This window comes from Nitrosococcus wardiae, assembly GCF_004421105.1.
GTDB classification, from domain to species: domain Bacteria; phylum Pseudomonadota; class Gammaproteobacteria; order Nitrosococcales; family Nitrosococcaceae; genus Nitrosococcus; species Nitrosococcus wardiae.
Genome location: NZ_CP038033.1, coordinates 440,358 through 462,765 on the forward strand (window position 1 = coordinate 440,358; position 22,408 = coordinate 462,765).

Here is a 22,408-nt window from a genome sequence, read left to right on the forward strand (position 1 = left end):
AAACGGAGACCCTGGTAAGAATGACTGCCTACAATATTTTCACCACCACCATGGTGACATCGTCCTCAAAGGTTTTTCTGTGACAAAAAGCCTGCAACCGCTCAATAATGGTGGTGATAATCTCCTGAGGTTCCGATCCCATTTGATGATGCTGATTGAGCAAATCACAAAGGCGATCAATCCCGAAACATTCGCCTTTTTGATTTTCGGTTTCGATGATGCCATCGGTGTAAAGGAAAATCATATCCCCCCGCTGCAAATTCACTAAACGTTCCTCGAAAATCACGTCTAGTTTTACACCAAGCACCAGCCCATCCGCATCCAGTTGCCGACAAGGCTGTCCTTGGCGAAATAGCAAGGGCGGAATATGGCCCGCATTGGCATAGGCTAACTGACCTGTCGCCGTATCGTAGCGCAGATAACCCATGGTGATGAAATGATCAGAGCGGTCCAAATCTTCATAGAGGGCCTCATTGAGCCCCGACAGAGTATCCGCTACTGTTCTATGCAAATGAAATTGCGCTTTTAGAGCGCTACGTGTCTCCGCCATCAGTAAGGCCGGCCCCACGGAATGCCCCGAAACATCCGCAATGACAATATCGACAGCCTCATCCTGCCACTGAAAGTAATCAAAGTAATCCCCACCCACATGAGTGGCAGGGAGGCAATAGCCTCTAATTTCCACTGTCGGCAATATCAAGGGGGCGGGAGGGAATAATGATTCTTGAATCTGCTGAGCAATCCGCATTTCATTACGGGAGACTGCCAGCTTGACGCGTGCCCGCCGAATGGCCTCCTCCGCTTCTTTGCGCTGAGTAAGATCACGCAGGAAGCCGCTGAATACATAGCTCTCCCCTACCTTTAGAGGTGACACGGTAAGCTCAACCGGGAATTCATTGCCATCCCGGTGTAATGCGCTTAATTCAAGCCGCTTGCTCAGCACCGGCCCCTCCCCTGTCTTTAGAAACCGCTGCAGCCCCTGCCGATGGGCTTGCCGATAACGGGGAGGAATGATGGTGTCCGCCAACGACGACCCCAGCACTTCGTTGCGATTCCAGCCAAATATTTTTTCAGCCTGGGGATTCCAATCGGTGATTAACTCATCGGCATCCATCAGGATAATGGCATCCAAAGCGTTCTGGATAATCAGCCGGGTCTGGGCCTCACTCTCCCGCAAGGCAGCCTCGACCCGTTTCCGCTCAGTAATGTCTTGCTGGATAGCCAAGAAATGGGTAGGGTTGCTTGCGGCATTTCGGATCGGCGCAATGCTCTCCAAAGCCCAATAAAGCTCCCCATTTTTTTTTCTATCCTGGATTTCATCCCGCCATTCACGACCAGCAGTAATGGTGTCCCAAAGCCGTCGATATTGCTCAAGGGAGGTCTTTCCAGATTGCAAAAGGCGGGGGTTTTTGCCAATCACTTCCTCAGGCTTATAACCGGTCAACCGCGTAAAGGCAGGATTCACGTATTCGATATTGCCATCAAGATCACTAATCAAGATGGCGTTAGGGCTTTGCTCTAGTGCTCGGGAAAGTTTGAATACCAGTTCGTCAGCCTGCCGAGTCGCAGTAATATCTCGATCAATACCGCGCCATTTGAGCAATTGGTGTTGGTCATCAAAAATGGGTACAGCCGTTGACTCGGTGAAAATAAGATGCCCATTCCGGTGCTGATAACGACGAATGAGATGCTGGAAACCTTCTTCCGTCTCGGCACCTTTGCGCAATTTCAAACGTAGCGCCTGCTGATCTTCCGAGGGCACGAATTCGCCGTAAAACCGCCCAATCAACTCCCGCCACGGATAACCCAAGATGACATTGACACTGGCGCTACAATAAGTATAGCGCCCCTCGGCATCCTGCTCCCAAATCCATTCCCCTGTCATGGCGGCGATCTGATTAAAGCGCTCTTCACTTTCCTTAAGAGCCGCCTTAATGGCCTCTAGTTTGGCCGATTGCTGGGCTAGGCGCTCTTCCAGATTGGCAAACCGCTGGCGCAACGCCTGCTCAGTAGGCCTTCCTCTCGCCAACTTATGCTCTGCATCCGATTCGGTACGGATAGGATCAACTTCTCGTTCATTCATTCCAATAGACACCGCTCGAATTGCTCAACCGACGCGGAAGCGACAGTGGCATCCGGTTCGCCTACCTCTGGGGAAAAACCGAATACGGGTATAAGGTCGGCGACTCTGTTGCCCTCCGTGCTCGCACCCCAAAAGATTGCCCTACGGAAAACGACTTGCTCAAAATAGCCTAGAAGACTTACTTAAATACTAGTAAATGGTAAATTCGCCGTATTTATGCCCTAAGACCTCATTAATAGGCACCCGAATGCCTGACCTTAAGATAAGGAAAATAGACAAAACGGGTAAAGGGTAACTCCTTATGGGAGTCTGAGCAAGGCAAGGGAGGAACCAGGCTGCCCCTGGTTGAAAAGAGGAGTCAAGGGAAAATCTTGGCCTTTCAAGACCCTGGATAGTACTGAGCAACCCTACTTTTCATAATTAGGGGTAGAGTGTGGATTGAGTGCAGTAATTGATGCGCCAGGAAGGGCGCACATCACCAAGGAAAAAGATCACGGCACTAGGAAGCCTGAATCTTACAAGCAGCCAATCTCACTTGCCACTCCTCCAGTACTTGCTGACGAATAACCTTATCATCAGCGCTAGCCAACAGCACTTCTTTAGGAATAGAGAGGGTTACCATTTCCCAACCTTCTTTAATGGCACATTCCACTTTGACTTCCCAGTGGCTATTCCGTGGTTCCACCTCGAATAAATAGGCCTCTAATGCCAACTCATCCAACAATTCGGCTACTGTATCCCGAGCTTTGACAAAATCGATAGTGCTTAAAACCATCTAGTTGCTCCGAGGTCTTATCCTATTTACAACAGTTATAGCATTTCCCGTTTAAATGAGACTGAGGCGTTTGGGGTCAACGTGACCCGACCCACTCTCAATCCATCCCTGGAAGCTCAACGCCGGCTTGCCACGCCAGGCTTTCCTGCCTGGCGTTCACCAGTCTGCGTAGGTCCAGCGGGCCCACGGTCCCGGTCCACCCTTGCCGCCGACGGTCTGGTCGCGTCGACCCCAACATCGTTCCCTCTAGATGAATAGTATGTGTAGTCAACGCTTACCTTTTGGAACCATATGGAAAATCCTTGCTATGCGGCGCTCTGTAAGAAAAGCAAGGCAAAAGAGTTGGACTAAGTTATCCGCTTGGACTAACTCCAATCCAATTTTCTTTGGAACTAACTCCTTACGGGTACCAAACAAACGATCCCATATAGATAAAACGATACCATAATTACTGTCGTGCTCGCTTCTCAAAGTTGAGTGATGAACCCGATGAAGAGTGGGCACAATAATAATTTTTGACAGCCACTTTTCGCCTTTAAACGATAGATTGCTATGATGAAATAGAACAAAGAGCGTTTTACTGAGATCACAAACTAGGACCACATAAGCATTAACTCCTACCACTACGACAAAAAGACACTTGTAAATTACTTCTAAACATAGATCAAACACATGGAAACGAAACCCGGTGCTGACATTAAGGCTTTTATCACTATGGTGAATTTTGTGGAATCGCCATAAAAACTCAAAACGATGGCTGGCAACATGCCATCCATAGAGTGCAAGATCAAACAATAGGTAAAGACACCACCCATTTAAAAACACCGTTATCGAGACCACTTAACAGGCCTAGGTGTGAATATTGTTGTGCAATCAAAAATAATGATGATATGGAGACGAGGGTTAAAATCACATCGTTGAACAGAAATACGGTAGTATTTGTCGCCAAAGAATCCCTGGTTATTTTTTTCGTAAATCGCCTATAGGGATGCAAGATTTCCATTATCAAGAGTAAAAAAAATACACCAAAGACTGCCATCATCAGAACATCTTCGATGCCAAATGAAGAAAACAGAGTTGTCAAGGGCTCGCCGCCCTCAATGGGGGTATTTACCGGCTTTAGGGAAGTCGCTGAGGCCGTCACTGTCCACCTCCTCGCGCTGACAGCAGCCTTACGACCCGCAATGCCTAGAGATTGGCACGCTTAGGAATGTAAGGATAAGCTCTGTTAAGGAATACCGATAAGACCCCCCAGGGAGATCGGAGTTCCACAAGCCCTGGTTATTTACCTACCCTGGCAAGGTAGCGTAAACAATATCTTACAGCCGAATATAGCTTTTGGCCCGCAGCAGTAGTTTATAATCAGCAGGACTGTGATGAAAGATTAACCCGCCCCTGCGACTCGAGCTAGGAGGCACGTAATCGAAGGTGGTCTCACTGGTTTCCACCGGCGTGCCGGTGGAAACGCCGGAAGGCAGTAGCTGACCTTCAATGATAGCGTCTTTAGCAGTTTCCCTGCCTGCATTATATACCTCGATTTCCACAAGGTACGCATTATCCTGCACGATGGTGAACAGCTGCCTGATTCGCAGTTCCGGCGGACCGCCAGGCTGAAGCGCCAAGTCGATGAGATATCCAATCACCATGATTAGCAGCAATAGACCGGCACCTCCAATCATCTTTTCGGGTAACGGCGTTTTTCCTTTGGTGTAATTCTGCTGTTTCTGCATATTGTGCCTTCATTGGGTTACAGAATCAGCCGTGCGGCCGCCGCGCCAATCGCACCGGGCAGTCCTAGTACGGTCATTGAAAGCACCATGTTATACAACGAGCCACCGTCCAGTCGGCCGAAAGTCCACAGGGTGTAAAGACTACCAAGCAGCACTAGAGCGTATCCGGCCACAGAAAAATACAGAAAGGCTCTAAAGAAACCTGCCTCTTCTAGTATTTCCTCCTGACCGCGGAACCCCACCCCATACACAAAAGCATGCATGGTAATGATGGAGACCACAACCAGCAGCAGCGCAATCGGAGGCGTGATCTTGTAGGAGATCAGCACTATTTCTTCGGTGGGCGCCAAATTGAAAGAAAGAAAAATGGCCCCTACCAACATGATGAACAACTCGCGCAGATAGTGTAACGTGGGCGGTATATTATCCTCCCACACTTCTCCTTTTCCAAGCTGACTGCGCGCAAGTAGCGCACCGATGCTGGCTGGAACGGCTTGCAGCGAGATCTTGCCGATGATTTCATCCATACTCATACCGATTTCGACCACGCCGAAGAGGGGAAGAAAAAACGCACCTGCGACAAACCCAATGGCGTAGCCAACAAAGGCGTCGATAATCGTATCAAACCATCCGATACTGCGCTTGAACCCCCAGTAGCGCGCCAGGCCAACAAGCAGCAGCGCATTTATGGCTGTTAGCACTGCAAGCCGCAAAGGGCTTATGTAGAAGCCAAGATACCACATCTCCATGGTCATCAGCATGGGCAGGGAAAAGATAACGGCGCCGGCAAAAGCACGCGCAATTCCAACCCAAAACGCCCTTTCACGGGTGTGGCCGCGCCGTTGATTATATCCGCTTTTTGGCATGCTTTCTTTCGCTTAACCTACGGACGTAAAAAAGGCCAGATTGCATGAACTAGCTGCTCGGCAGCGCTGTCGTGCACTGCGTGGCCTCATTTTGGGATTTTGTTGATTGTTTAAACTTTTGACCTACTGAGGATAAAAATCCTATCACTACTTCCCACAACATACTCACAATATTAATGAATATGGAGGAACAAGGAAGTCATACTACGACTTTCCCCAAAAGTCCGGATCATTGCTTATAATTTTGTACAGTAATCTAATTATAAGGAATATTTCCCCTTGAACTATGGCGAGAGGGACACCCCTATTAGGATGACATTCAATGCCCTTAAATACATTATCCTCCTTAGAATTTTCTCCAGAAGACCTGGAGTTGCTTTGCAGTTGCGGAGTCACAAGAAGTTACCCAAAGCATACAATTTTGATTCACGAAGGAGATCTCAGCGACTCGCTTTATATCATCCTGAACGGTAAGGTAAAGGTTTATGTCAGTGATGAAAATGGCAAGGAAGCCATTCTCCGGACCCAGAAAGAGGGAGAATACTTTGGCGAATTAGCGCTGCTTGATGAGAGACCTCGCTCAGCTTCTGTAATGACCCTTGAAAAATCCCGCCTATCGGTGGTCTCAAAAGCGGTATTTAGCCGCTGCCTTAAAGAACACCCTGATTTCGCGCTCAAGCTCCTTTGTACTTTAACCCACCGAATTCGCTCTCTCACCGACAGTGTTAGGAACTTAGCATTACTGGATGTCTATGGCCGGGTTGCCCGCACCCTTCTAGACCTTGCCATCGAAAAAGAAGGTAAACTTGTCATCGAAGAGCGCCCCACCCATCAGGAAATTGCCCAAAGAGTAGGGGCTTCCCGGGAAATGGTTAGCCGGATCATGGGAGATCTTGCCACTGGAGGTTATATTGAAGTCACCCCCAAAACCATTGTTATCCCCCGAAACTTACCGTCTGCCTGGTAATCTTTACCATCACCCAGGGCTAGGCAAGCAAGAACAGCATCGGGAAAAATATTGCATGGCTTACCCGCCGACTTGGAAGAAAAATTAATTCTATTAAAATAGAAAGCACTTAATCTCTCCGAGATGAGCATTATAAAACCCTATTGATTTCCAACCTAAAACTGTCAAACACCAGGACAATGCTGACATCATCTAACGAAGAGTCCCTCCATCTGCATGAGAATGAATTCAAGAATATCCTTGCCGCCCATCAACAGTGGCTACGATCAGAGGGAAAAGAAGGTCAACAAGCCCACCTTGATGGGGTTATCCTTCGGGGGGCTAATCTGAAAGGCGTTAATCTCCAGCGAGCCAATCTTACCTTGGCCTGCCTAGAGGGGGCCAACCTAGAAAATGCTGACCTTCAAGGATGCACCCTCATTCTTGCCAGCCTAAAAGAAGCGAACCTGACCAATGCTAGGCTTCGGGGAGCGGATCTCAACAGTTGTAAATTACAGGCGGCTGATCTTCAGGGCGCCGATCTATCCGCTGCCAACCTAGAATGGACCGACTTATCCTATGCGAACCTTTATCAGACCAACCTCCGCGGTGCCAACCTAGACAATGCTAATCTCAATAACGCCCTTGGAGTTTCGCCATGACTGACTGCGGTTCGGTCCCTCCTCACCTTGTCAGCCTGGAGAATTCGCGTTTCCTCGCGGTCCTTGGGCGGTGGCTAGGCCACGGCCCGTGGGGTCTTTACCGCTCCACGCGCTTTATCGGTTCCGGCGCTCCCCGCCGTACCCAACATCAAAACATTGATGGCTGCATTGATATCCCTATCGTGTTCCGTTCCACAGTCCGGGCATTCCCACTCACGGATTTTGAGCGGCATGGACTCTTGAATAGTCCCGCACTCAGAGCACGTTTTACTGGTGGGCGCCCATCGGTCCACATAGGGTAGGGGGGCTCGCATCCGCGTGGGAATACGGCTCCCCCTCCCTCCGAACCGGACGTGATAGTTTCCCATCATCCGGCTCTCCGAACCTGCGTGTTCCGTGTTGTCCGCTGGCTTTGGGCGTGTGTCTGTGCAGGGCAAGTGTGGCAGAGCACGATGCGTTTCCGCAGTCTGGCCGCCTTTACTTGCTGCCATAGCGGGGTTCCTTGTCGGTCCTTAAGGTGCCGAACGTGGTGGACCTCGCAGGGCTCGCTGGTGTTACCGCAGCGTTCGCACTGTTGCGCTTTCAGCCGATCAATGACATCAGACCTCGTAGCGGTGAGCTGGAGGGCCCTTGGTGAAGCGGGGCAACGTCTGTACGTCCTTAATGTTAAAGACTTCCAGTCGCCGCACGGTCCCGTTTACCATTGCTTGGACAACTAATTTTCCCGGTGCGATTCTCAGTCTATTAGCCTGTTTTTGTACGGACGACTTGTGCTTAATCGCCAAGGTCTTGAGTAAGCTGGTGGTCCCTAACAGGAGCAGTTTTCTCAGTTGGTATTTAACGAGTGGCGCAAGCTTGTAGCCCCCGCATTTCCGCATTGTAGGCCAGTACCATCTCGAAGTCCGAGCTATCGATCAGGTACTTCCGATGCTTCGCTTTGAGGGTGTCGAGGTTTCCATATCCGCACCTGTCCGCGAACGTAAACAGTCTGTCCTTCGGGACGTTGAGCCGTACCGCATCGGAGGTGATCCGGCTTTTCACTCTCTGCCCGTTCAGATTAACCCTGTGTTCCTTGGTGGCGGTGCCGCTGGTGCGGACTTCGTAGCCAAGAAACCGCGTTCCGTTCGTGGCCTTGCTCAGTGTGCTTTTCTCCGGCGATGCTTCCAGTTTCAACTCCCGGTCAAGGAATGTCTTGATCCGTTGCATTACCTGTTCAGCATCCGCCTTTGCTCCGATGATGCCCACCAGAAAGTCATCGGCATACCGCACATAGTTCAGTCGCCGATAATTGGGGTCCAGTGGGTCACCGTAGGGGAGTTCCGAGCGTTGGCGCTGGAGGGCTTTGACTTCCTCCACACACCGGCGGGCTTCGTCCGGTTTCCCTTCCTCAGCCAGCTTGTCGGCTTTCTTTCTGAGTTGGTACATTTTCTGACGCAGGGACACATAGGGCGGATTCTGCCGCCGTCGGGATTCCCAGCGGTCTGGTTTTCCCGTTGGCTTTCGGGATGTGTACCCGTCTGACAGGATTGAAGACAGACGTCCCGTTTCGCAACTGTGCAATGATCCGTTCCACCGTGCCCAGTGAAAAACCGTGCAGGGTGTCCTGGATGACGCCCCGAGTTGTTGCCCCCGCATTGGAGGCAACGTTTTCGTAGGCGCGTTCCCATAGCGGCATTTCGCATAGGAGCCGAAACAGTCCGTTAATCCTTTTCCCCTGTGTGGACAGGTTTGGAATGGCATTCATTCGCTTTTCTAGAGTCATGGATAGCATCAGCACGTCCACTCCGTTAGTGATTGAATACCGCAGGTTCTGTCACCCTTCACCCGGTTATCGAAGATTCCCCGTTCCGTTGCCGGTTCGGTTTCACCCGTCCCCGTCAGCCTTATGGCTGCTGTCCTGGATATTACTCCAGGCGTTTGGCTACTAGGGTGACTCTGTCGCCATTCGGATTGAGCCAGGCTCATCCGGGCAGGCGATCCCGTGTTTACGCCATTTAGGAGATACGATGAGGTGAGATGCTCCGTTCGTTCCTTTAATCCTCCCGACGGGAGGCAGGCCGCGTTGGCTGGGCCGGGAAGGTCTGATCGCACCCTTCCCTTCAGCCGCGGTGCAACGCGCCAGACACTGCTACGTTGCCACCGAGGATAAAGCCCTGAGAACTGGAGTTCAGGCAGTGTAGCTTTCACCATACTCATCTTGCACTGACCCTCTTAACTTACAGTGACTTCAGTTATTTGGGCCTTTTCCCGGCATGCTATGGTCCCGTTCCCCTTTCGGGGTTTCAGGGAGGGGTTGCCTCCCACCGGTAAGCCTGGTGTGCAGGGATTTTCCCAGCTATCCTAATGCATTGGCATCGCTCCTTAAATTGCGCCACCACGGCGCACGATCAACACTTCCCGGCCATACCATTGGGCCTTGTACTCCATTTGCCGGCGAAGCTCATACAGACCACAATCCGCAACGGCTTTACTCAGGCGACTATTTCTCAACATCCCTTTGATATTCAAATCCTCCAGGCAAATCACTGGGTTCTCGTTAATCAACTTCGAGGATTGCTGGTGCAGAAAATCCCGGCGGCTATCCGCTATCCGGGCATGGATACGCGCCACGCGTTGCTGTTGTTTTCGGCGACGATTGGACCCTTTCTTCTTTTTGCTCAATCGACGCTGCGCCATCCTCAATTGACGGGCAGAGTGATAGGTGTACTTAGGTGCGCCCGATTTATACCCCTCGGAAGTGATGACCACCTCCTTAATCCCCACATCCACGCCAACGGCGTTCTTGCGGGTAGGCAGCGCGGCAATCTCCACCTCGCAGGCCATGCTGGCGAAATAACGGCCAGCCGGGTCTTTACTGACCGTCACCATTTTGGGGATGCCGCCTATACGCCGGGACCATTTCAGCTTCAGCGCACCAAGTTTGGGCAGTTTCAACCGCTGGCTTTTGGCGTTGAAATTCTTTTCTACATGGCGTTGGTCCAACTGATAGCGCACCGACTGAGCTTGGTGGCGCGTCTTAAAGCGGGGATACTTGGTCCGACCGGCAAAGAAATGCTTAAACGCCGTGTCCTGGTCCCTCAATTTCTGGATATGGCAACCGGCAGTCGCTTCGCTCAGCCACGAACACTCCGTCTTTTTAAGTTCCGTCAATTGGCGACTGAGGTTGAGGTTATTCAGCGACTCGCCATGCTCTTTATACGCCTTCGTTCGGGTCTCCAACGCCCAATTCCATACAAAGCGGGTATGACCAAATTCAATCGTCAATTGCCGCTTTTGCGTGGGCGTAGGATAAAACCTGAATTTATAGGCGCGTTGTGTTACCATAACTGCATAGTAACACAAACCACGCGAGGCGACAATGGCGAAAGAAACCGTCAATATGAGAATCGACCCAGAACTAAGGGCCAAGTTAGTAGAAATGGCAAAGCAACAGAATCGGCCCCTATCCAATCTAATAGAGACGCTTCTTTGGGAAGCCGTGAAACGCGAATTCATGGCGAAACGCAAGTAATACAGCCCTCGCGCTCGATGCGCCGCTACGCTTCGCACCCTCGCTGGGAGGTCGTCGCACTTCCTTGTGCTCCTTCAAAGAACCCCGCTGAGGCGGGGTTCTTTGTTTAAAGAGAGCAGCCTAAATTCCCTCACCATTAAAATTGTAATTGCACGAAGGCCCAAAATTTAGAGATGTCTTTATCTAGGCTGCCCCCATTACGGAGGGTATTCTGAGCATTATTATCTGCCATGTAATCTGCATATTTCAGGCCCACCGTATAGTGTTTCCTAAAAGTATACGTTGCCAGCAAATCAATCTCACTGCCGTAGTCATAATCAAGATGATCTGACCAAAATTCATGATAGACCGCCATCAATTTGGCGCCAAAGACAGTAGCACTCACAGTAAAATAGAGATCCCGAATACCGTCACGTGGGGTCTTCACAAATTTATCCGCCCATCCTTGAAAAGCATGGCCAGTAGCCAGCTGCGTCTGAAAACCGTAAGTGCCATCCCCGCTTAACCGTTCGTAATCGACTTTGGCTGTCAGCATTTTATAACTGCCACCTAACTGCAAGTGGAGATAATCGGCATCATTGGTCTCTAGACCATCGGCAAAGTCACTCTGGTTAGCGTACTCAGCTTGATACAGAACTCGAACATCCTCCATCACCGACGGCGTACCATAGATTCGAGCGCCAAAGGTTTTGGTGGAATCGAGTTCATCAAAATCTACTCCTGGTTTATCTTCATTTTGGTTACCGATTAGATAACCATAAGCCTCCAGCTTAGTGTTAGCCAACCCCCTATATTGGGCATTAAAAAGATGGGTATTCATTTCAATGTCGCCTCGGAGAGGATTGTCTTCGCCGAAGATTCGGTTGCTGTTCCAGATGAAAGCGTAACTTAAAGTCGTCTCGGGCAGAGATTGATTCGCCACTGAAAAAGCATCAAAAGTCTGCCAATTCTGCCGCCATAAAACAGTGCCAATAAAACGGTGCAGAGGTGCCTTGCGGTAGGTAATGATCTGGCGGCCTGCCCTGAAGACGGTTTTATCGAGCCCCTGATAACTGAGGTAGGCTTGGTTAATTTCGGTATCTTCAGGATCAATCACTGCGGGGAATTGGGTTTTACCGTTGACACCGTCCAAGAAGTCATCCCCCCCTAAATGCCTGACATCTTCAAGTTCAAGATAAGCACCAAAATCATAGAACAATCCCGTACGGTACCCCAAGGCCGTCCGCAGTGTATTGGCATTGGCGTCTTTATTTTTAGTTTCATCATCCACATGCTCGAAACGGTAACGGAGATAGAGAGTAGGCTTACCCCCAATAAGGGCTTGCCATAGGCTATCTTCCCCATAGACTGGAGTAGGGCTAATGAAACTTGCCGTGGCGACAATAAACATCAAAGCTTGAATAAAAGAGTATGAATATAAATTTTTCAGTAGCTTCATTTTTCTATTCGTTATTGAAAAGTTTTCCAGGAAATAGAAATAAAACAATGTTGAATTAATGGGTATATTTACTTATTTTGTCTAATCTGAAGCTGTGTTTGGCCTAACAAGAATAAACACTAGAGTCTGCCCCTCGCATCCCTTGGAATCAACATATCCCCAAGGGCCATGGTGCTAATCTAGAGACTAAGGGGGGTAGTTAATTGAATTAGCCTTCTGCAATTAGCGCCACAGTGACGAAGATTTTTAAATTTAAGGTGTATAGTTATCACCATCATCAGGAGTGATCTATGCCTATCCGCTATTTGGTCTTGACCCTATTTTTTCTACTTAATGGCCCTGTGTGTGTTGCAGGCCTGGCGCCTGTCGCCCCAATTCCGGCAGATCCTGTGACCAAGCTCAAGGCGCCCCCAGGGTTCGAAGTGGAGGTTTATACCCGTGGCCTAGCGCCAGCTGGCGCTGAGTTCTATCGCGGTCCTCGTTTTATGGTCTTTGATGAGGAAGGCAACCTCTACGTTTCTCTGGGATTGACCCATAATAAAGTTGTCATGCTGCCCAAGAAGGGTGCCCAAGAGGAGAACACGCTTTGTCTTGTTGCCGATGGATTGAATGGACCTCAAGGCTTGGCTTTTTTAGAAGGAGACCTATTGGTCGCCAATCAAGATAGCATCATTCGTTTGCAGCAGGAGGACAAGGCCTGCCCTGCAACCCGCATGGAAACGGTTGTCAGCGGGCTTCCAGGTGGGGGAAGGCATCCAATGAAGACCCTCAAAGTGGGACCAGATGGACTGCTTTATGTCACCGCCGGATCCTCATGCAATATCTGCGTGGAGAAAGACCCACGGCAGGGGAGTATCCTCCGCTTTTATCCTGATGGCCGTCCCGCGGGCGCTGACGATCTTCCCGAGGGCGTCTATGCTACCGGCCTACGAAATGCCGAAGGCTTTGCTTGGCACCCGGAAACGGGCGCCCTCTATGCCACCAACAATGGCGCGGATAATCGCACAGCTACCGCCGGCGGTCCCCCCCGTGATGATCTTCCTCCTGAAGAAATTAATTTAGTAAAGAAAGGCGCCCATTATGGGTGGCCATACTGTTGGGGCAATCGGGTCCCCGATCCCAATTTTCCCGCTCCTGAATCTGATTTCTGCCAGGGTACTGAACCTCCGGTCCTGACGTTGCCCGCCCATGCTGCCCCCCTAGGGATTACTTTTTACACTGGGGATCAATTTCCCACTGAATATCGGCATGATGCCTTTGTTGCTCTCCATGGCTCGTGGAACCGCAATCAAAGCTACGCCGGCTATAAAGTCATCCGGATTCACTTTGAAGATGGCAAACCCGTACGGGCGACAGACTTTATCACCGGCTGGTTAGAACCCACTCAGAGGGCCTGGGGTCGGCCGGTAGATGTCATTCAGGGGCCTGAAGGGGCTCTTTATATTTCCGATGACCGGGGCGGTATGATCTATCGAGTCCGCTACCGCGGCGAAAACCCCATCTATAGCACAATCACCCATTTGGTCAACCCCGAATCCGCCTTAACCGGCCCAGATGAGCGAGTCTATGTTTCCCAAATTGGTGAGTTTGATGTGGATGGGGACGGTGTCATTATGGTCATTGGCAGCGATGGGGAACCCCAAGTTTTTGCGAAAGGTTTGAACGACCCTAAGGGGTTGGCGGTATGGGACAATCAGATTTATGTCACTGATCGAACCCGTATTGTCCGGATTGGCCCAGATGGAGTAAGCAAGGAGTTTGTCACCGCTTCAGCTTTCCCCCGTCCACCCCGTTTTCTTAATGACCTAGAATTTGGGTCCGATGGCACTCTGTATGTTTCTGACAGCGGGGATCTCAAAGGCCAAGGCGGCGCCATTTTTAAGATTTCCCCAAGTGGCCAGGTAGATCTACTAGCGGACGGTGAATCAGCGGCCGAAATTAAAAGCCCCAATGGTCTCTTAATGGATGACAAAAATCATCTCTTAATGGTGGATTTTATGACCGGCGAACTTTACCGAATAGCGCTTAAGACGGGGACTATGGAACGCATCAACGGCGGTTTTGGTGGCGGCGATGGCCTGGTCCAAGATACCCAAGGACGACTCTATGTGAGTGATTATAAAAACGGCAAAGTATATATACTGGACTCGCCTACAGCCGCTCCCCGCTTACTTAGGGATCAATTCCAAGCTGCTGCGGATATTGGTCTAGCCCCGGATGGGAACCATCTATTAGTGCCCGATATGAAGGCTGGACGGCTGATATGGCTGCCATTACCCCAATGATATCCCCGCTTAGTTTCCCTGGGGTCGCAAAATCCTGACACCACTGGATAGCACGTGCTGACAACCTCTAATACGGAGGGGGGGGGTATTGCCAGCCTCCCTATCGGCATTGCCTCCGAGGACCCAGAGCAGGTAGATGCTGCCCGCCAATTAGCTCACCAACTGAGTCTTCCCCTGCTTAACCCTCCCCTTGACCGGTCCACCATAGCGCTGGTCCTAAATGCCCAACGACTAGAAATACGCCACCCTGAGCTGGGATCCCCCCTCTTTATAGACTTTGTCAAAGGGGCCATGGGTTACCGTCGCCGCCGAGGCGAAGGACGTCAACAACCGCTGGCCCGAGCTATCGGCCTTAAGGGAGGGGCCTGCCCTGATGTACTAGATGCTACCGCCGGCCTAGGCCGGGATGCCTTTGTGCTCGCTTCATTAGGTTGCCAAGTGCTCTTAGTAGAACAATCACCCATTGTAAGAGCGTTGCTAGACGATGGTCTGGAGCGCGCACGCCAAGCACCTGAAACCGCTCCGGTAGCAACCCGAATGACATCAATTCAAGCGAACGCCATAGATTGGATGGCCAAACTCAGCGCCCAGGATCTTCCTGAGGTGGTCTACCTCGATCCCATGTACCCTGAACGTACTAAAAGCGCCTTGGTAAAAAAAGAAATGCGCCTGCTGCGCGCCCTGGTGGGCAAAAGTGAGAATGTCTTCTTACTCCTTGAAGGCGCACTGAAATGTGCGCGGCAGCGGGTCGTTGTCAAGCGTCCTCGCCTAGCCTCTCCCGTGGCAGGATTAAAACCAGACTTTGCTATTGAGAGCAAAAACACCCGGTTTGACGTCTACCTCACCCGTAAACGCTCAAAAACCCCTTGAATTTATAATCTAATCGCTTGATTTGCTAACTTTTACAAATATAGATAAGAAGAAACTGTTGCTATAATAGTGGTTGAAAGAATCTTAAAGAAAGATATCGATGGAGTTTGCTTATGACTAATCAAGAAGCGACTAATGTTGCTCAAAACTTAAAAAACCCGACTTTTTGGAAACGTCTCCTATTTATGATGCTATTTGCCGTTGCCTATACCTTGGCCGAGTTTGCAGTATGGGCAGCCATTATATTTCTCATTTTTTATAATCTGTTCACCGGGGGTAGCAATGAGCGGGCAGTCACATTTGGCAGACAAGCCTCAGCCTATATCTACCATCTGTTGCTCTATTTGACCTATAATACCGAGGAGCGGCCGTTTCCCTTCTCCGACTGGCCCAAACCAGAAAGCATGCCGACAGGACTGGGACGCCCTCTTACCTCCAAACCTGGAGAACCTGCTACGGGAAACGCTCCTTCGTCATCAGCTGATCCTGCGACAGGAACGGTCCAATCGGCACCCGAAGCCGCCAAAATAAACCCAACCTCTAGCAGCGAAGAATCCTCTCAAGCAGAATAGAGTCCCTTTAATTTCTCATCCCTATTGAAAAAACATGCATTATGTTTAATCCTGGTGATCACCCTTACCAACTCATTTTCTGTACTTGCCCCGACCAAGAGGTGGCCAAAAGGCTCGCGACTTTATTGGTAGAAAACCACCATGCCGCTTGCGCGAATATTGTCCCGGGATTGACTTCAGTGTACCGTTGGCAGGGAAAAATCGAAACTGACAGTGAATGCTTGCTATTGATTAAGTCCCGCGCCGATCATTATCCAGCAGTAGAGCAGATTATCAGAGAACAGCATCCCTATGAACTTCCCGAAATCATTGCTGTCACTATCGGCAACGGCCTGGATGGCTATTTGCGTTGGATAGACGAAGAATTACACCAGCAATCATGAGAACATTCTTTGCTTTCGCTTTAATGCTGCTTACCGGTACTTCAGCTTCTGCCGGTCTGCTAGACCGGTTGGGGTTCGGAGAAACCGAGAAGCCCCCTCTGCTGAAGGTTGACCAGGCTTTTATCTATGACGCCGCAGTGGAAGACGGTAACACCCTAATGGCGCGGGTGAATATCGTCGAAGGCTACTACCTGTACCGGGACAAGTTCACCTTTCAGATCCTCGAACCGCCGGGAGTGACTGTCTCCACGGTGAAGCTGCCACCCGGCAAGGCCAAAGAGGATCAATTTTTCGGTTCCACAGAGGTTTATGAGGGCCAAACCGAGGTCCAAATTCCCATCAGGCTAAACCGCCAAGACACAGCAGCCGAAACAGTGATTTTGGAAGCATCCTTGCAAGGATGTTCCGAAATTCACGGCATTTGCTACCCTCCCACGACCCAGAAAATTAGCCTGGAATTGCCTCCACCCTCCGCCGACGGAGTGAATCCCATAGAAACAGGCCCAGGGTCGGCACCAGGGGAAACCCCAGGTATTTCCCTTCCTGCCCAAGACCGCATCGTCCAGGCCCTATTTAATGACCAGAATTGGCTTACCCTGGCAGCCTTTTTTGGCTTTGGACTATTGTTAGCTTTCACCCCCTGCGTTTTTCCCATGATTCCTATTTTGTCAGGGATCATTGTCGGTCAAGGCAAAAACATCACCACCCGGCGCAGTTTTATGCTGTCCCTCATGTATGTCCTTGCCATGGCATTAACTTATACCGTGGCGGGCATTATCGCCGGACTCGTAGGAGAAAACCTGCAGGCCACTTTTCAGCATCCCGGTATCCTGGTGGGCGCCAGCTTGGTCTTCGTACTGCTGGCCCTTTCCATGTTTGATTTATACCACTTCCAGCTACCTACACGCTTCCAGAATCGGCTGTTTCATATCAGCCAGAAACAGCAAGGGGGCACCCTCTTAGGAGCAGGGCTCATGGGCTTATTTTCGGCCCTTATTGTCGGCCCTTGTGTTGCCCCCCCTTTGGCCGGCGCTTTGATCTATATCGGAGAAAGCGGGGATGCCCTATTAGGAGGATCTGCTCTCTTTGCCTTGAGTATGGGCATGGGCACTCCCTTGCTAGTTTTTGGCACGTCAGCAGGCAAGCTGTTACCGCGTACCGGTGGCTGGATGCAACCGGTTAAGTATCTCTTTGGAGTCTTATTGCTTGCCGTTGCCATCTGGCTGCTCTCGCGCATTCTTCCCCACCCCGTCATTATGCTCCTTTGGGGGGCTCTATTTATTATCTCTGCCGTCTATCTCGGCGCGCTGGAGACGCTAGGAGCCGATAGTACAGGCTGGAGCAAGCTATGGAAGGGAACCGGGCTGATCTCCTTAGTTTATGGAATCCTACTCATTGTAGGCGCGGCCAGTGGTAGTGGCACCGAGTGGCAACCCTTACGGGGATTGATGGTGGCCCAATCGACCGATGCGCCAAACACGGAGAGTCTAAATTTCCGCTCTATAAAAGGACCTGAGGGTCTGCAACTTGCTCTCCAGGAGGCGGGAGATCGCTTAGTTATGCTAGACTTTTACGCTGACTGGTGTGTAGATTGCAAGCGGATGGAAGCTACCACTTTCAGCGATCCCACGGTGAGGAATGCACTCCGCAATACCGTATTATTGCAAACCGATGTGACCGCTTACGACGAAAAAGATAAGGCATTGCTTAACCAATTTTCTCTTTATGGTCCTCCCTCAGTGCTCTTTTTTGGGCCGGATGGCACGGAGCTTAAGAGAGTACGGCTCATCGGCGAAGCTTCACCGAAAGAATTCCTAAAACACCTGCAGCAAGTCAACGCTCTGCTGGCACAGCAAACACCAAAGGGGGCATGATCTTGAGCAAAATTATCCGCTGGCCTTTAATACTTGCCGCTGCCTTGCTAGCCAGTATCGGGGGTTACGCCCTATACCAAGCACAGCAAAACGATTACCCTACCACGGGGCCACTCCGACCGGTATTCCAACTCCCAGATGTTAACGGGATGGAACACGATATCCGGGAGTGGGACGGCAAGGTGCTGGTGATAAACTTTTGGGCGACCTGGTGTCCGCCGTGCCTAAAAGAAATTCCTGAATTCATTGAATTGCAAAAGTCACTGGGGGAAAAGGGACTCCAGTTCATTGGAGTCGCTATTGACACCCCGGATAAAGTCAAAGCATTTATCGAGGAGCATGGCATTAACTACCCAGTCCTCGTGAGCGAGGAAAAAGGCTCCGTAATAGCTACGGATTATGGTAACGATTTAGGAGTAGTCCCCTATACCGCCTTTGTTAACCGCGCGGGCCAAATCACTCATACCCATGCAGGAGCCTTAGACAAAGAGACCACAAAAAACTTTATCTTGCCACTGCTATAGCCGAGAAATATTGCTCCCAGCGAGGTACAATACTCGACCTACCAGGATTTCTAGCTTGGTTTTTAATTGCGCCTATCGGTGAGTTGTCAGGCATAAGGGGAATAGCGGTACCATCTCCGTTATTGGGTCCCAAATCGCCAATATCTAGACATTTAACAACAAAAAGTGCACAATTCGCGGCAAATTAATAATCTGCCTAAGGAACAGTATGCCGCCGACCTTGTTAATCCAATCCTCTCCAAATTATGGCAAACCTACTGGTCATCCACGGCCCTAATCTTAATTTACTGGGTACTCGGGAACCAAAACACTATGGCTCCACTACTTTGGAAGCCATAAATGCCCGCCTGGAACAACAGGCGGTCCAGGCGGGTCATCGCTTAACCTGCTTCCAAGCCAATGCAGAATATGCTCTCATCGAGCGCATTCAGGCGACCATCCATGAGGATATCCATTTTATTATTATTAACCCGGCAGCGTTTACCCATACCAGCATCGCCTTGCGGGATGTCTTAACCGCTGTAGCCATACCTTTTATTGAGGTGCACTTATCGAATATCCATGGTCGAGAAGCATTCCGCCGTTATTCCTATTTCTCTGATATTGCCGAAGGAGTTATCAGTGGGTTGGGACCTATAGGCTATGAATTGGCTTTGCAAGCGGCACTCGCGCGGTTCTTACCTCCTTAAAGCCCAGTATTTTTGCTGATTAACGGTGTTTTTGCTGATTTAGACGAGACATTTATGGACATACGAAAGATCAAGAAGTTGATTGAATTGCTCGAAGCCTCTGATATTGATGAGCTCGAAATCCATGAAGGAGAGGAATCTGTCCGTATTTGTCGCCATAGTCAATCTCCGGCCCTCCCCCCAACTCCAGTAGCACCAACCGCGATTCCTCCTGAGCCTCCGCCCCCCAAAGAGGCCCTCCCCAAAAAGGAAGAAGAAATTCCTTCTGGCCATATCGTCAAGTCACCGATGGTGGGTACTTTTTACCAATCCCCAACACCAGGGACAAAGCCATTTGTAGAGATTGGACATCAGGTTGCGATGGGGGATGTGCTCTGCATCATCGAAGCCATGAAAATGTTCAATCAAATCGAGGCTGATCAAGCGGGAACCATTGCTGCCATCCTCGTTGAGAATGGACAACCGGTGGAGTACGGTCAGCCCTTATTTGTCATAAAGTAATTCCATGCTGGATAAGGTTGTTATCGCAAACCGGGGCGAGATTGCCCTGCGTATTCTACGGGCTTGCCGGGAATTAGGCATCCGGACAGTGGCTATCCACTCCGAGGTGGATCGCGAACTCAAGCATGTTTTGCTTGCAGATGAGACCGTCTGTATCGGACCCGCGGCATCATTTCAAAGTTACCTAAATATCCCCGCCGTGATCAGCGTTGCCGAAATTACCGATGCCATTGCTATCCATCCCGGTTATGGCTTTCTGGCTGAAAATGCTGATTTTGCCGAACGAGTTGAGCAAAGCGGCTTTGTCTTCATCGGCCCACGCGCCGAAACTATCCGCCTGATGGGCGATAAAGTCTCCGCCATTAAAGCCATGAAGTCCTCTGGTGTTCCTTGTGTGCCTGGCTCTGGAGGGCCACTTGGGGAAGATAACGAGGAAAATCTAGCGATTGCCAGAGAAATTGGCTATCCGGTCATGATCAAGGCTGCAGGCGGCGGTGGTGGCCGGGGTATGCGGGTGGTGCATTCTGAAGCGCACCTGCTAACGGCTATTTCCCTCACTCGGACGGAAGCCGGCGCTGCCTTTGGCAATGAGATGGTTTACATGGAAAAATATTTGGAAAACCCTCGCCATGTGGAATTCCAGGTTCTGGCTGATACCTATGGTCAGGCTATCCACCTTGGTGAGCGGGACTGTTCTATGCAACGCCGCCACCAAAAGGTCATTGAGGAGGCACCTGCCCCCGGCATCACGGATGAGCAACGACAGCGTATGGGTGAAATCTGCGCCGAAGCCTGCCGCAAAATCGGTTATCGAGGAGCCGGCACATTCGAATTTCTCTATCAAGATGGCGAGTTTTATTTCATTGAGATGAATACCCGAGTCCAAGTAGAACACCCGGTGACCGAAATGATCACGGGCATCGATATTGTCAAAGAGCAATTCCGTATTGCTGCCGGAGAGAAACTCAGCTATCGCCAGGAAGATATTGAAATCCGAGGCCATGCCATTGAGTGCCGGGTCAATGCAGAGGATCCACGCAATTTCATGCCCAGTCCTGGGACAGTTGCCATGTACCATGCGCCCGGCGGCCCGGGAATAAGGGTCGACTCCCACCTGTACACGGGCTATACGGTCCCGCCCCACTACGATTCTTTGATTGGCAAAATCATCGCCCATGGGGAAACTCGCGAATCCGCCATTGCACGCATGCAAACAGCCCTCACTGAACTGGTCATCGAAGGCATTAAGAGCAATGCTCCCCTCCACCAAGATATCCTGAGGAACGCTCACTTTCGGGCTGGGGGCACGAATATCCACTATTTAGAACGAATGCTCGGGCTATAATCTCCTGCAGATATTTGATGGCTTGGATTCAGCTTTACTTCGAGATCAATGCCGACAAGGTCGAGCACTTATCAAACCAATTAAGCGAGATAGGCGCCGCGGCGGTAACTCTACTAGATGCCGCCGACCAGCCTCTTCTTGAGCCACCACCAGGAGATACCCCCTTGTGGACGCAAACCCGCGTGAGTGCTCTCTTCCCTGTGGGCACTGATCTAGACACTCTGCTGGAGATATTGAGACGGGATTGGGCCCCAGGAACGTTTCCTGCCCATTATTGGGAAATCCTAGCAGACCAGGATTGGGAACGGGCCTGGATGACCCACTTTAAGCCGCTGCAGTTTGGCTCGCGACTTTGGATTTGCCCCAGTTGGCTCCCTCCCCCTGATCCCACAGCGGTAAATGTCTTGCTTGATCCTGGCCTGGCCTTTGGTACGGGCACCCACCCCACCACAGCGTTATGCCTAGAGTGGCTTGCCAACGCCAATCTCAGTCAAGCCCAGATTATCGACTACGGTTGCGGCTCCGGCATTCTGGCAATAGCAGCCCTTAAGCTGGGGGCGGCGGCAGCTTTTGCGGTCGACTATGATTCCCAAGCCCTACTGGCCACCCAAGCAAATGCGGCCTGTAATGGGGTGGCCTCTCAGCTTCAAGTCCTATCGCCCTCTGAACTTGCAGAAACCCAAGCTGACCTCTTGGTAGCGAATATCCTGGCTGGTCCTTTGCAGGAATTAGCCTCGTGCTTCGCTAAATTAGTTCATCCGGGGGCCCGTCTCGCTTTGTCAGGCATTACTTCGGATCAAGTCCAACAACTCATTCAGGCCTACCACCCCTGGTTCACTTTCGATGTTCCTGTGATCAGAGAGAATTGGGCCTTGCTGACTGGCTACCGTCACTAAAATAAGCTTAGACCTTTATCCAACTTGCAGTCAGGGGTATGATGATTGCCCCTCAGGTAATCCCTTCTGGTATCTGGAATTGAACTCGCGAGCAACAGCTCGCCGAAGCACAGGAAATTTTGATAGTTGATGTTACAAGCCGAGAGTGGTGGCCGCATGACCGACGAGCCTACACAAACAGAACCCTGCAAGCTAACCATCAGCGAGGAGCATCGTGATTCACCCATTAGAGAATGCCTCCGGCATGCACTCGACGAATATTTCGATCGTCTCAATGGGCACGACCCTGCCGATCTCTATGAAATTGTGATGAGGGAGATTGAGCCTCCATTGCTGGAAGCAACGTTGAAGCGTACTGGTGGCAATCAGACGAAAGCTGCTAAATTCTTGGGGATGAACCGCGGCACCCTTCGCAAAAAACTAAAGCAATACGGTATCAATGCCATTAATTGATACAA

At 50.7% G+C, this 22,408-nt stretch carries 25 protein-coding genes and 1 pseudogene; 13 read left to right on the forward strand and 13 right to left on the reverse strand.

Features of this window, described 5'->3' with window-relative positions; genetic code table 11:
- Positions 1-28: 28 nt before the first annotated feature.
- The 7 genes from E3U44_RS02200 to E3U44_RS02220 form a co-directional block, all read right to left on the reverse strand.
- Entirely contained in the window at positions 29-2,083 is a 2,055-nt protein-coding gene (locus E3U44_RS02200) for a SpoIIE family protein phosphatase (RefSeq protein WP_134356459.1), read from the reverse strand.
- 499 nt (positions 2,084-2,582) lie between these two features.
- Positions 2,583-2,858: a hypothetical protein gene (locus tag E3U44_RS02205; protein ID WP_134356460.1), complete on the reverse strand. Its 276-nt coding sequence runs from the start codon at positions 2,856-2,858 to the stop codon at positions 2,583-2,585.
- Between the two features lie 97 nt (positions 2,859-2,955).
- Positions 2,956-3,129 carry a hypothetical protein gene (locus E3U44_RS19175; protein ID WP_166804983.1) on the reverse strand — a complete coding sequence of 58 codons (174 nt, stop codon included), beginning with the start codon at positions 3,127-3,129 and terminating at the stop codon, positions 2,956-2,958.
- The gene (locus E3U44_RS19520) at positions 3,126-3,653 is read right to left on the reverse strand and encodes a sterol desaturase family protein (protein WP_206054871.1); all 528 of its coding nucleotides are present in this window, start codon (positions 3,651-3,653) and stop codon (positions 3,126-3,128) included. The genes E3U44_RS19175 and E3U44_RS19520 overlap by 4 nt, the downstream gene beginning before the upstream one ends.
- Positions 3,646-4,002, reverse strand: a complete 357-nt coding sequence (locus tag E3U44_RS19525) for a hypothetical protein (RefSeq protein WP_206054872.1) — start codon at positions 4,000-4,002, stop codon at positions 3,646-3,648. Before E3U44_RS19525 ends, E3U44_RS19520 begins: the two co-directional genes overlap by 8 nt.
- Before the next feature lie 175 nt (positions 4,003-4,177).
- A complete protein-coding gene (locus tag E3U44_RS02215; protein ID WP_134356461.1) occupies positions 4,178-4,588 on the reverse strand; it encodes a hypothetical protein in 411 nt (136 codons plus the stop codon).
- Between the two features lie 17 nt (positions 4,589-4,605).
- Positions 4,606-5,454, reverse strand: a complete 849-nt coding sequence (locus E3U44_RS02220) for a TIGR02587 family membrane protein (protein ID WP_134356462.1) — start codon at positions 5,452-5,454, stop codon at positions 4,606-4,608.
- Positions 5,455-5,776: 322 nt separating this feature from the next.
- Between E3U44_RS02220 and E3U44_RS02225 the strand changes: the two genes are divergently transcribed.
- A complete protein-coding gene (locus tag E3U44_RS02225) occupies positions 5,777-6,421 on the forward strand; it encodes a Crp/Fnr family transcriptional regulator (protein ID WP_134356463.1) in 645 nt (214 codons plus the stop codon).
- Positions 6,422-6,600: 179 nt separating this feature from the next.
- Positions 6,601-7,062, forward strand: a complete 462-nt coding sequence (locus E3U44_RS02230; RefSeq protein ID WP_134356464.1) for a pentapeptide repeat-containing protein — start codon at positions 6,601-6,603, stop codon at positions 7,060-7,062.
- 74 nt (positions 7,063-7,136) lie between these two features.
- Here the strand turns inward: E3U44_RS02230 and E3U44_RS02235 are convergent.
- From E3U44_RS02235 to E3U44_RS02260, 6 genes and pseudogenes are all read right to left on the reverse strand, one after another.
- Positions 7,137-7,355: pseudogene (locus E3U44_RS02235) on the reverse strand (zinc ribbon domain-containing protein); the annotation flags it as partial.
- Between the two features lie 74 nt (positions 7,356-7,429).
- Positions 7,430-7,657, reverse strand: coding sequence for an HNH endonuclease (locus tag E3U44_RS20525; protein WP_420812612.1), 228 nt, complete (start codon positions 7,655-7,657; stop codon positions 7,430-7,432).
- 242 nt (positions 7,658-7,899) lie between these two features.
- Positions 7,900-8,487, reverse strand: coding sequence for a reverse transcriptase domain-containing protein (locus E3U44_RS02240; protein ID WP_166804984.1), 588 nt, complete (start codon positions 8,485-8,487; stop codon positions 7,900-7,902).
- Positions 8,488-8,832: 345 nt separating this feature from the next.
- Positions 8,833-9,258, reverse strand: coding sequence for a hypothetical protein (locus E3U44_RS02245; protein WP_134356466.1), 426 nt, complete (start codon positions 9,256-9,258; stop codon positions 8,833-8,835).
- 165 nt (positions 9,259-9,423) lie between these two features.
- The gene (locus E3U44_RS02250) at positions 9,424-10,386 is read right to left on the reverse strand and encodes an RNA-guided endonuclease TnpB family protein (RefSeq protein WP_240761697.1); all 963 of its coding nucleotides are present in this window, start codon (positions 10,384-10,386) and stop codon (positions 9,424-9,426) included.
- A gap of 323 nt (positions 10,387-10,709) precedes the next feature.
- On the reverse strand, positions 10,710-12,011 hold the full coding sequence (locus tag E3U44_RS02260) for an alginate export family protein (RefSeq protein ID WP_134356467.1): 1,302 nt from the start codon (positions 12,009-12,011) through the stop codon (positions 10,710-10,712).
- A 290-nt stretch (positions 12,012-12,301) separates the two neighbouring features.
- Between E3U44_RS02260 and E3U44_RS02265 the strand changes: the two genes are divergently transcribed.
- From E3U44_RS02265 to fis, 11 genes are all read left to right on the forward strand, one after another.
- The gene (locus E3U44_RS02265; RefSeq protein ID WP_134356468.1) at positions 12,302-14,296 is read left to right on the forward strand and encodes a PQQ-dependent sugar dehydrogenase; all 1,995 of its coding nucleotides are present in this window, start codon (positions 12,302-12,304) and stop codon (positions 14,294-14,296) included.
- Positions 14,297-14,398: 102 nt separating this feature from the next.
- Positions 14,399-15,166 carry a class I SAM-dependent methyltransferase gene (locus tag E3U44_RS02270; protein WP_166805141.1) on the forward strand — a complete coding sequence of 256 codons (768 nt, stop codon included), beginning with the start codon at positions 14,399-14,401 and terminating at the stop codon, positions 15,164-15,166.
- A gap of 113 nt (positions 15,167-15,279) precedes the next feature.
- Positions 15,280-15,738: a DUF4389 domain-containing protein gene (locus E3U44_RS02275; RefSeq protein ID WP_134356470.1), complete on the forward strand. Its 459-nt coding sequence runs from the start codon at positions 15,280-15,282 to the stop codon at positions 15,736-15,738.
- A gap of 41 nt (positions 15,739-15,779) precedes the next feature.
- On the forward strand, positions 15,780-16,121 hold the full coding sequence (cutA, locus tag E3U44_RS02280; protein WP_134356471.1) for a divalent-cation tolerance protein CutA: 342 nt from the start codon (positions 15,780-15,782) through the stop codon (positions 16,119-16,121).
- On the forward strand, positions 16,118-17,995 hold the full coding sequence (gene dsbD, locus E3U44_RS02285) for a protein-disulfide reductase DsbD (protein ID WP_134356472.1): 1,878 nt from the start codon (positions 16,118-16,120) through the stop codon (positions 17,993-17,995). The genes cutA and dsbD overlap by 4 nt, the downstream gene beginning before the upstream one ends.
- Positions 17,992-18,519 (forward strand): TlpA family protein disulfide reductase, encoded by a 528-nt coding sequence (locus tag E3U44_RS02290; RefSeq protein ID WP_240761698.1) that lies wholly within the window; start codon positions 17,992-17,994, stop codon positions 18,517-18,519. Before dsbD ends, E3U44_RS02290 begins: the two co-directional genes overlap by 4 nt.
- Positions 18,520-18,764: 245 nt before the next feature.
- Positions 18,765-19,208, forward strand: coding sequence for a type II 3-dehydroquinate dehydratase (aroQ, locus tag E3U44_RS02295; RefSeq protein WP_134356474.1), 444 nt, complete (start codon positions 18,765-18,767; stop codon positions 19,206-19,208).
- Between the two features lie 54 nt (positions 19,209-19,262).
- Positions 19,263-19,709 carry an acetyl-CoA carboxylase biotin carboxyl carrier protein gene (gene accB / locus E3U44_RS02300; protein ID WP_134356475.1) on the forward strand — a complete coding sequence of 149 codons (447 nt, stop codon included), beginning with the start codon at positions 19,263-19,265 and terminating at the stop codon, positions 19,707-19,709.
- 4 nt (positions 19,710-19,713) lie between these two features.
- Positions 19,714-21,054: an acetyl-CoA carboxylase biotin carboxylase subunit gene (gene accC, locus E3U44_RS02305; protein ID WP_134356476.1), complete on the forward strand. Its 1,341-nt coding sequence runs from the start codon at positions 19,714-19,716 to the stop codon at positions 21,052-21,054.
- A gap of 17 nt (positions 21,055-21,071) precedes the next feature.
- Positions 21,072-21,950 carry a 50S ribosomal protein L11 methyltransferase gene (gene prmA / locus E3U44_RS02310; protein WP_134356477.1) on the forward strand — a complete coding sequence of 293 codons (879 nt, stop codon included), beginning with the start codon at positions 21,072-21,074 and terminating at the stop codon, positions 21,948-21,950.
- Between the two features lie 129 nt (positions 21,951-22,079).
- Positions 22,080-22,403, forward strand: a complete 324-nt coding sequence (gene fis / locus E3U44_RS02315; protein ID WP_134359635.1) for a DNA-binding transcriptional regulator Fis — start codon at positions 22,080-22,082, stop codon at positions 22,401-22,403.
- Positions 22,404-22,408 lie beyond the last annotated feature (5 nt).

Coding starts and splice junctions, on each gene's coding strand:
- E3U44_RS02290 (WP_240761698.1), top strand. CDS start 17,992: ATGATCTTGAGCAAAATTATCCGCTGGCCTTTAATACTTGCCGCTGCC.
- E3U44_RS02250 (WP_240761697.1), bottom strand. CDS start 10,386: ATGGTAACACAACGCGCCTATAAATTCAGGTTTTATCCTACGCCCACG.
- fis (WP_134359635.1), top strand. CDS start 22,080: ATGTTACAAGCCGAGAGTGGTGGCCGCATGACCGACGAGCCTACACAA.
- prmA (WP_134356477.1), top strand. CDS start 21,072: ATGGCTTGGATTCAGCTTTACTTCGAGATCAATGCCGACAAGGTCGAG.
- E3U44_RS02200 (WP_134356459.1), bottom strand. CDS start 2,083: ATGAATGAACGAGAAGTTGATCCTATCCGTACCGAATCGGATGCAGAG.
- E3U44_RS02265 (WP_134356468.1), top strand. CDS start 12,302: ATGCCTATCCGCTATTTGGTCTTGACCCTATTTTTTCTACTTAATGGC.
- E3U44_RS02230 (WP_134356464.1), top strand. CDS start 6,601: ATGCTGACATCATCTAACGAAGAGTCCCTCCATCTGCATGAGAATGAA.
- cutA (WP_134356471.1), top strand. CDS start 15,780: ATGTTTAATCCTGGTGATCACCCTTACCAACTCATTTTCTGTACTTGC.
- E3U44_RS02215 (WP_134356461.1), bottom strand. CDS start 4,588: ATGCAGAAACAGCAGAATTACACCAAAGGAAAAACGCCGTTACCCGAA.
- E3U44_RS02260 (WP_134356467.1), bottom strand. CDS start 12,011: ATGAAGCTACTGAAAAATTTATATTCATACTCTTTTATTCAAGCTTTG.
- E3U44_RS02275 (WP_134356470.1), top strand. CDS start 15,280: ATGACTAATCAAGAAGCGACTAATGTTGCTCAAAACTTAAAAAACCCG.
- dsbD (WP_134356472.1), top strand. CDS start 16,118: ATGAGAACATTCTTTGCTTTCGCTTTAATGCTGCTTACCGGTACTTCA.
- accB (WP_134356475.1), top strand. CDS start 19,263: ATGGACATACGAAAGATCAAGAAGTTGATTGAATTGCTCGAAGCCTCT.
- E3U44_RS02225 (WP_134356463.1), top strand. CDS start 5,777: ATGCCCTTAAATACATTATCCTCCTTAGAATTTTCTCCAGAAGACCTG.
- accC (WP_134356476.1), top strand. CDS start 19,714: ATGCTGGATAAGGTTGTTATCGCAAACCGGGGCGAGATTGCCCTGCGT.
- E3U44_RS02245 (WP_134356466.1), bottom strand. CDS start 9,258: ATGAGTATGGTGAAAGCTACACTGCCTGAACTCCAGTTCTCAGGGCTT.
- E3U44_RS02220 (WP_134356462.1), bottom strand. CDS start 5,454: ATGCCAAAAAGCGGATATAATCAACGGCGCGGCCACACCCGTGAAAGG.
- aroQ (WP_134356474.1), top strand. CDS start 18,765: ATGGCAAACCTACTGGTCATCCACGGCCCTAATCTTAATTTACTGGGT.
- E3U44_RS02240 (WP_166804984.1), bottom strand. CDS start 8,487: ATGTACCAACTCAGAAAGAAAGCCGACAAGCTGGCTGAGGAAGGGAAA.
- E3U44_RS02205 (WP_134356460.1), bottom strand. CDS start 2,858: ATGGTTTTAAGCACTATCGATTTTGTCAAAGCTCGGGATACAGTAGCC.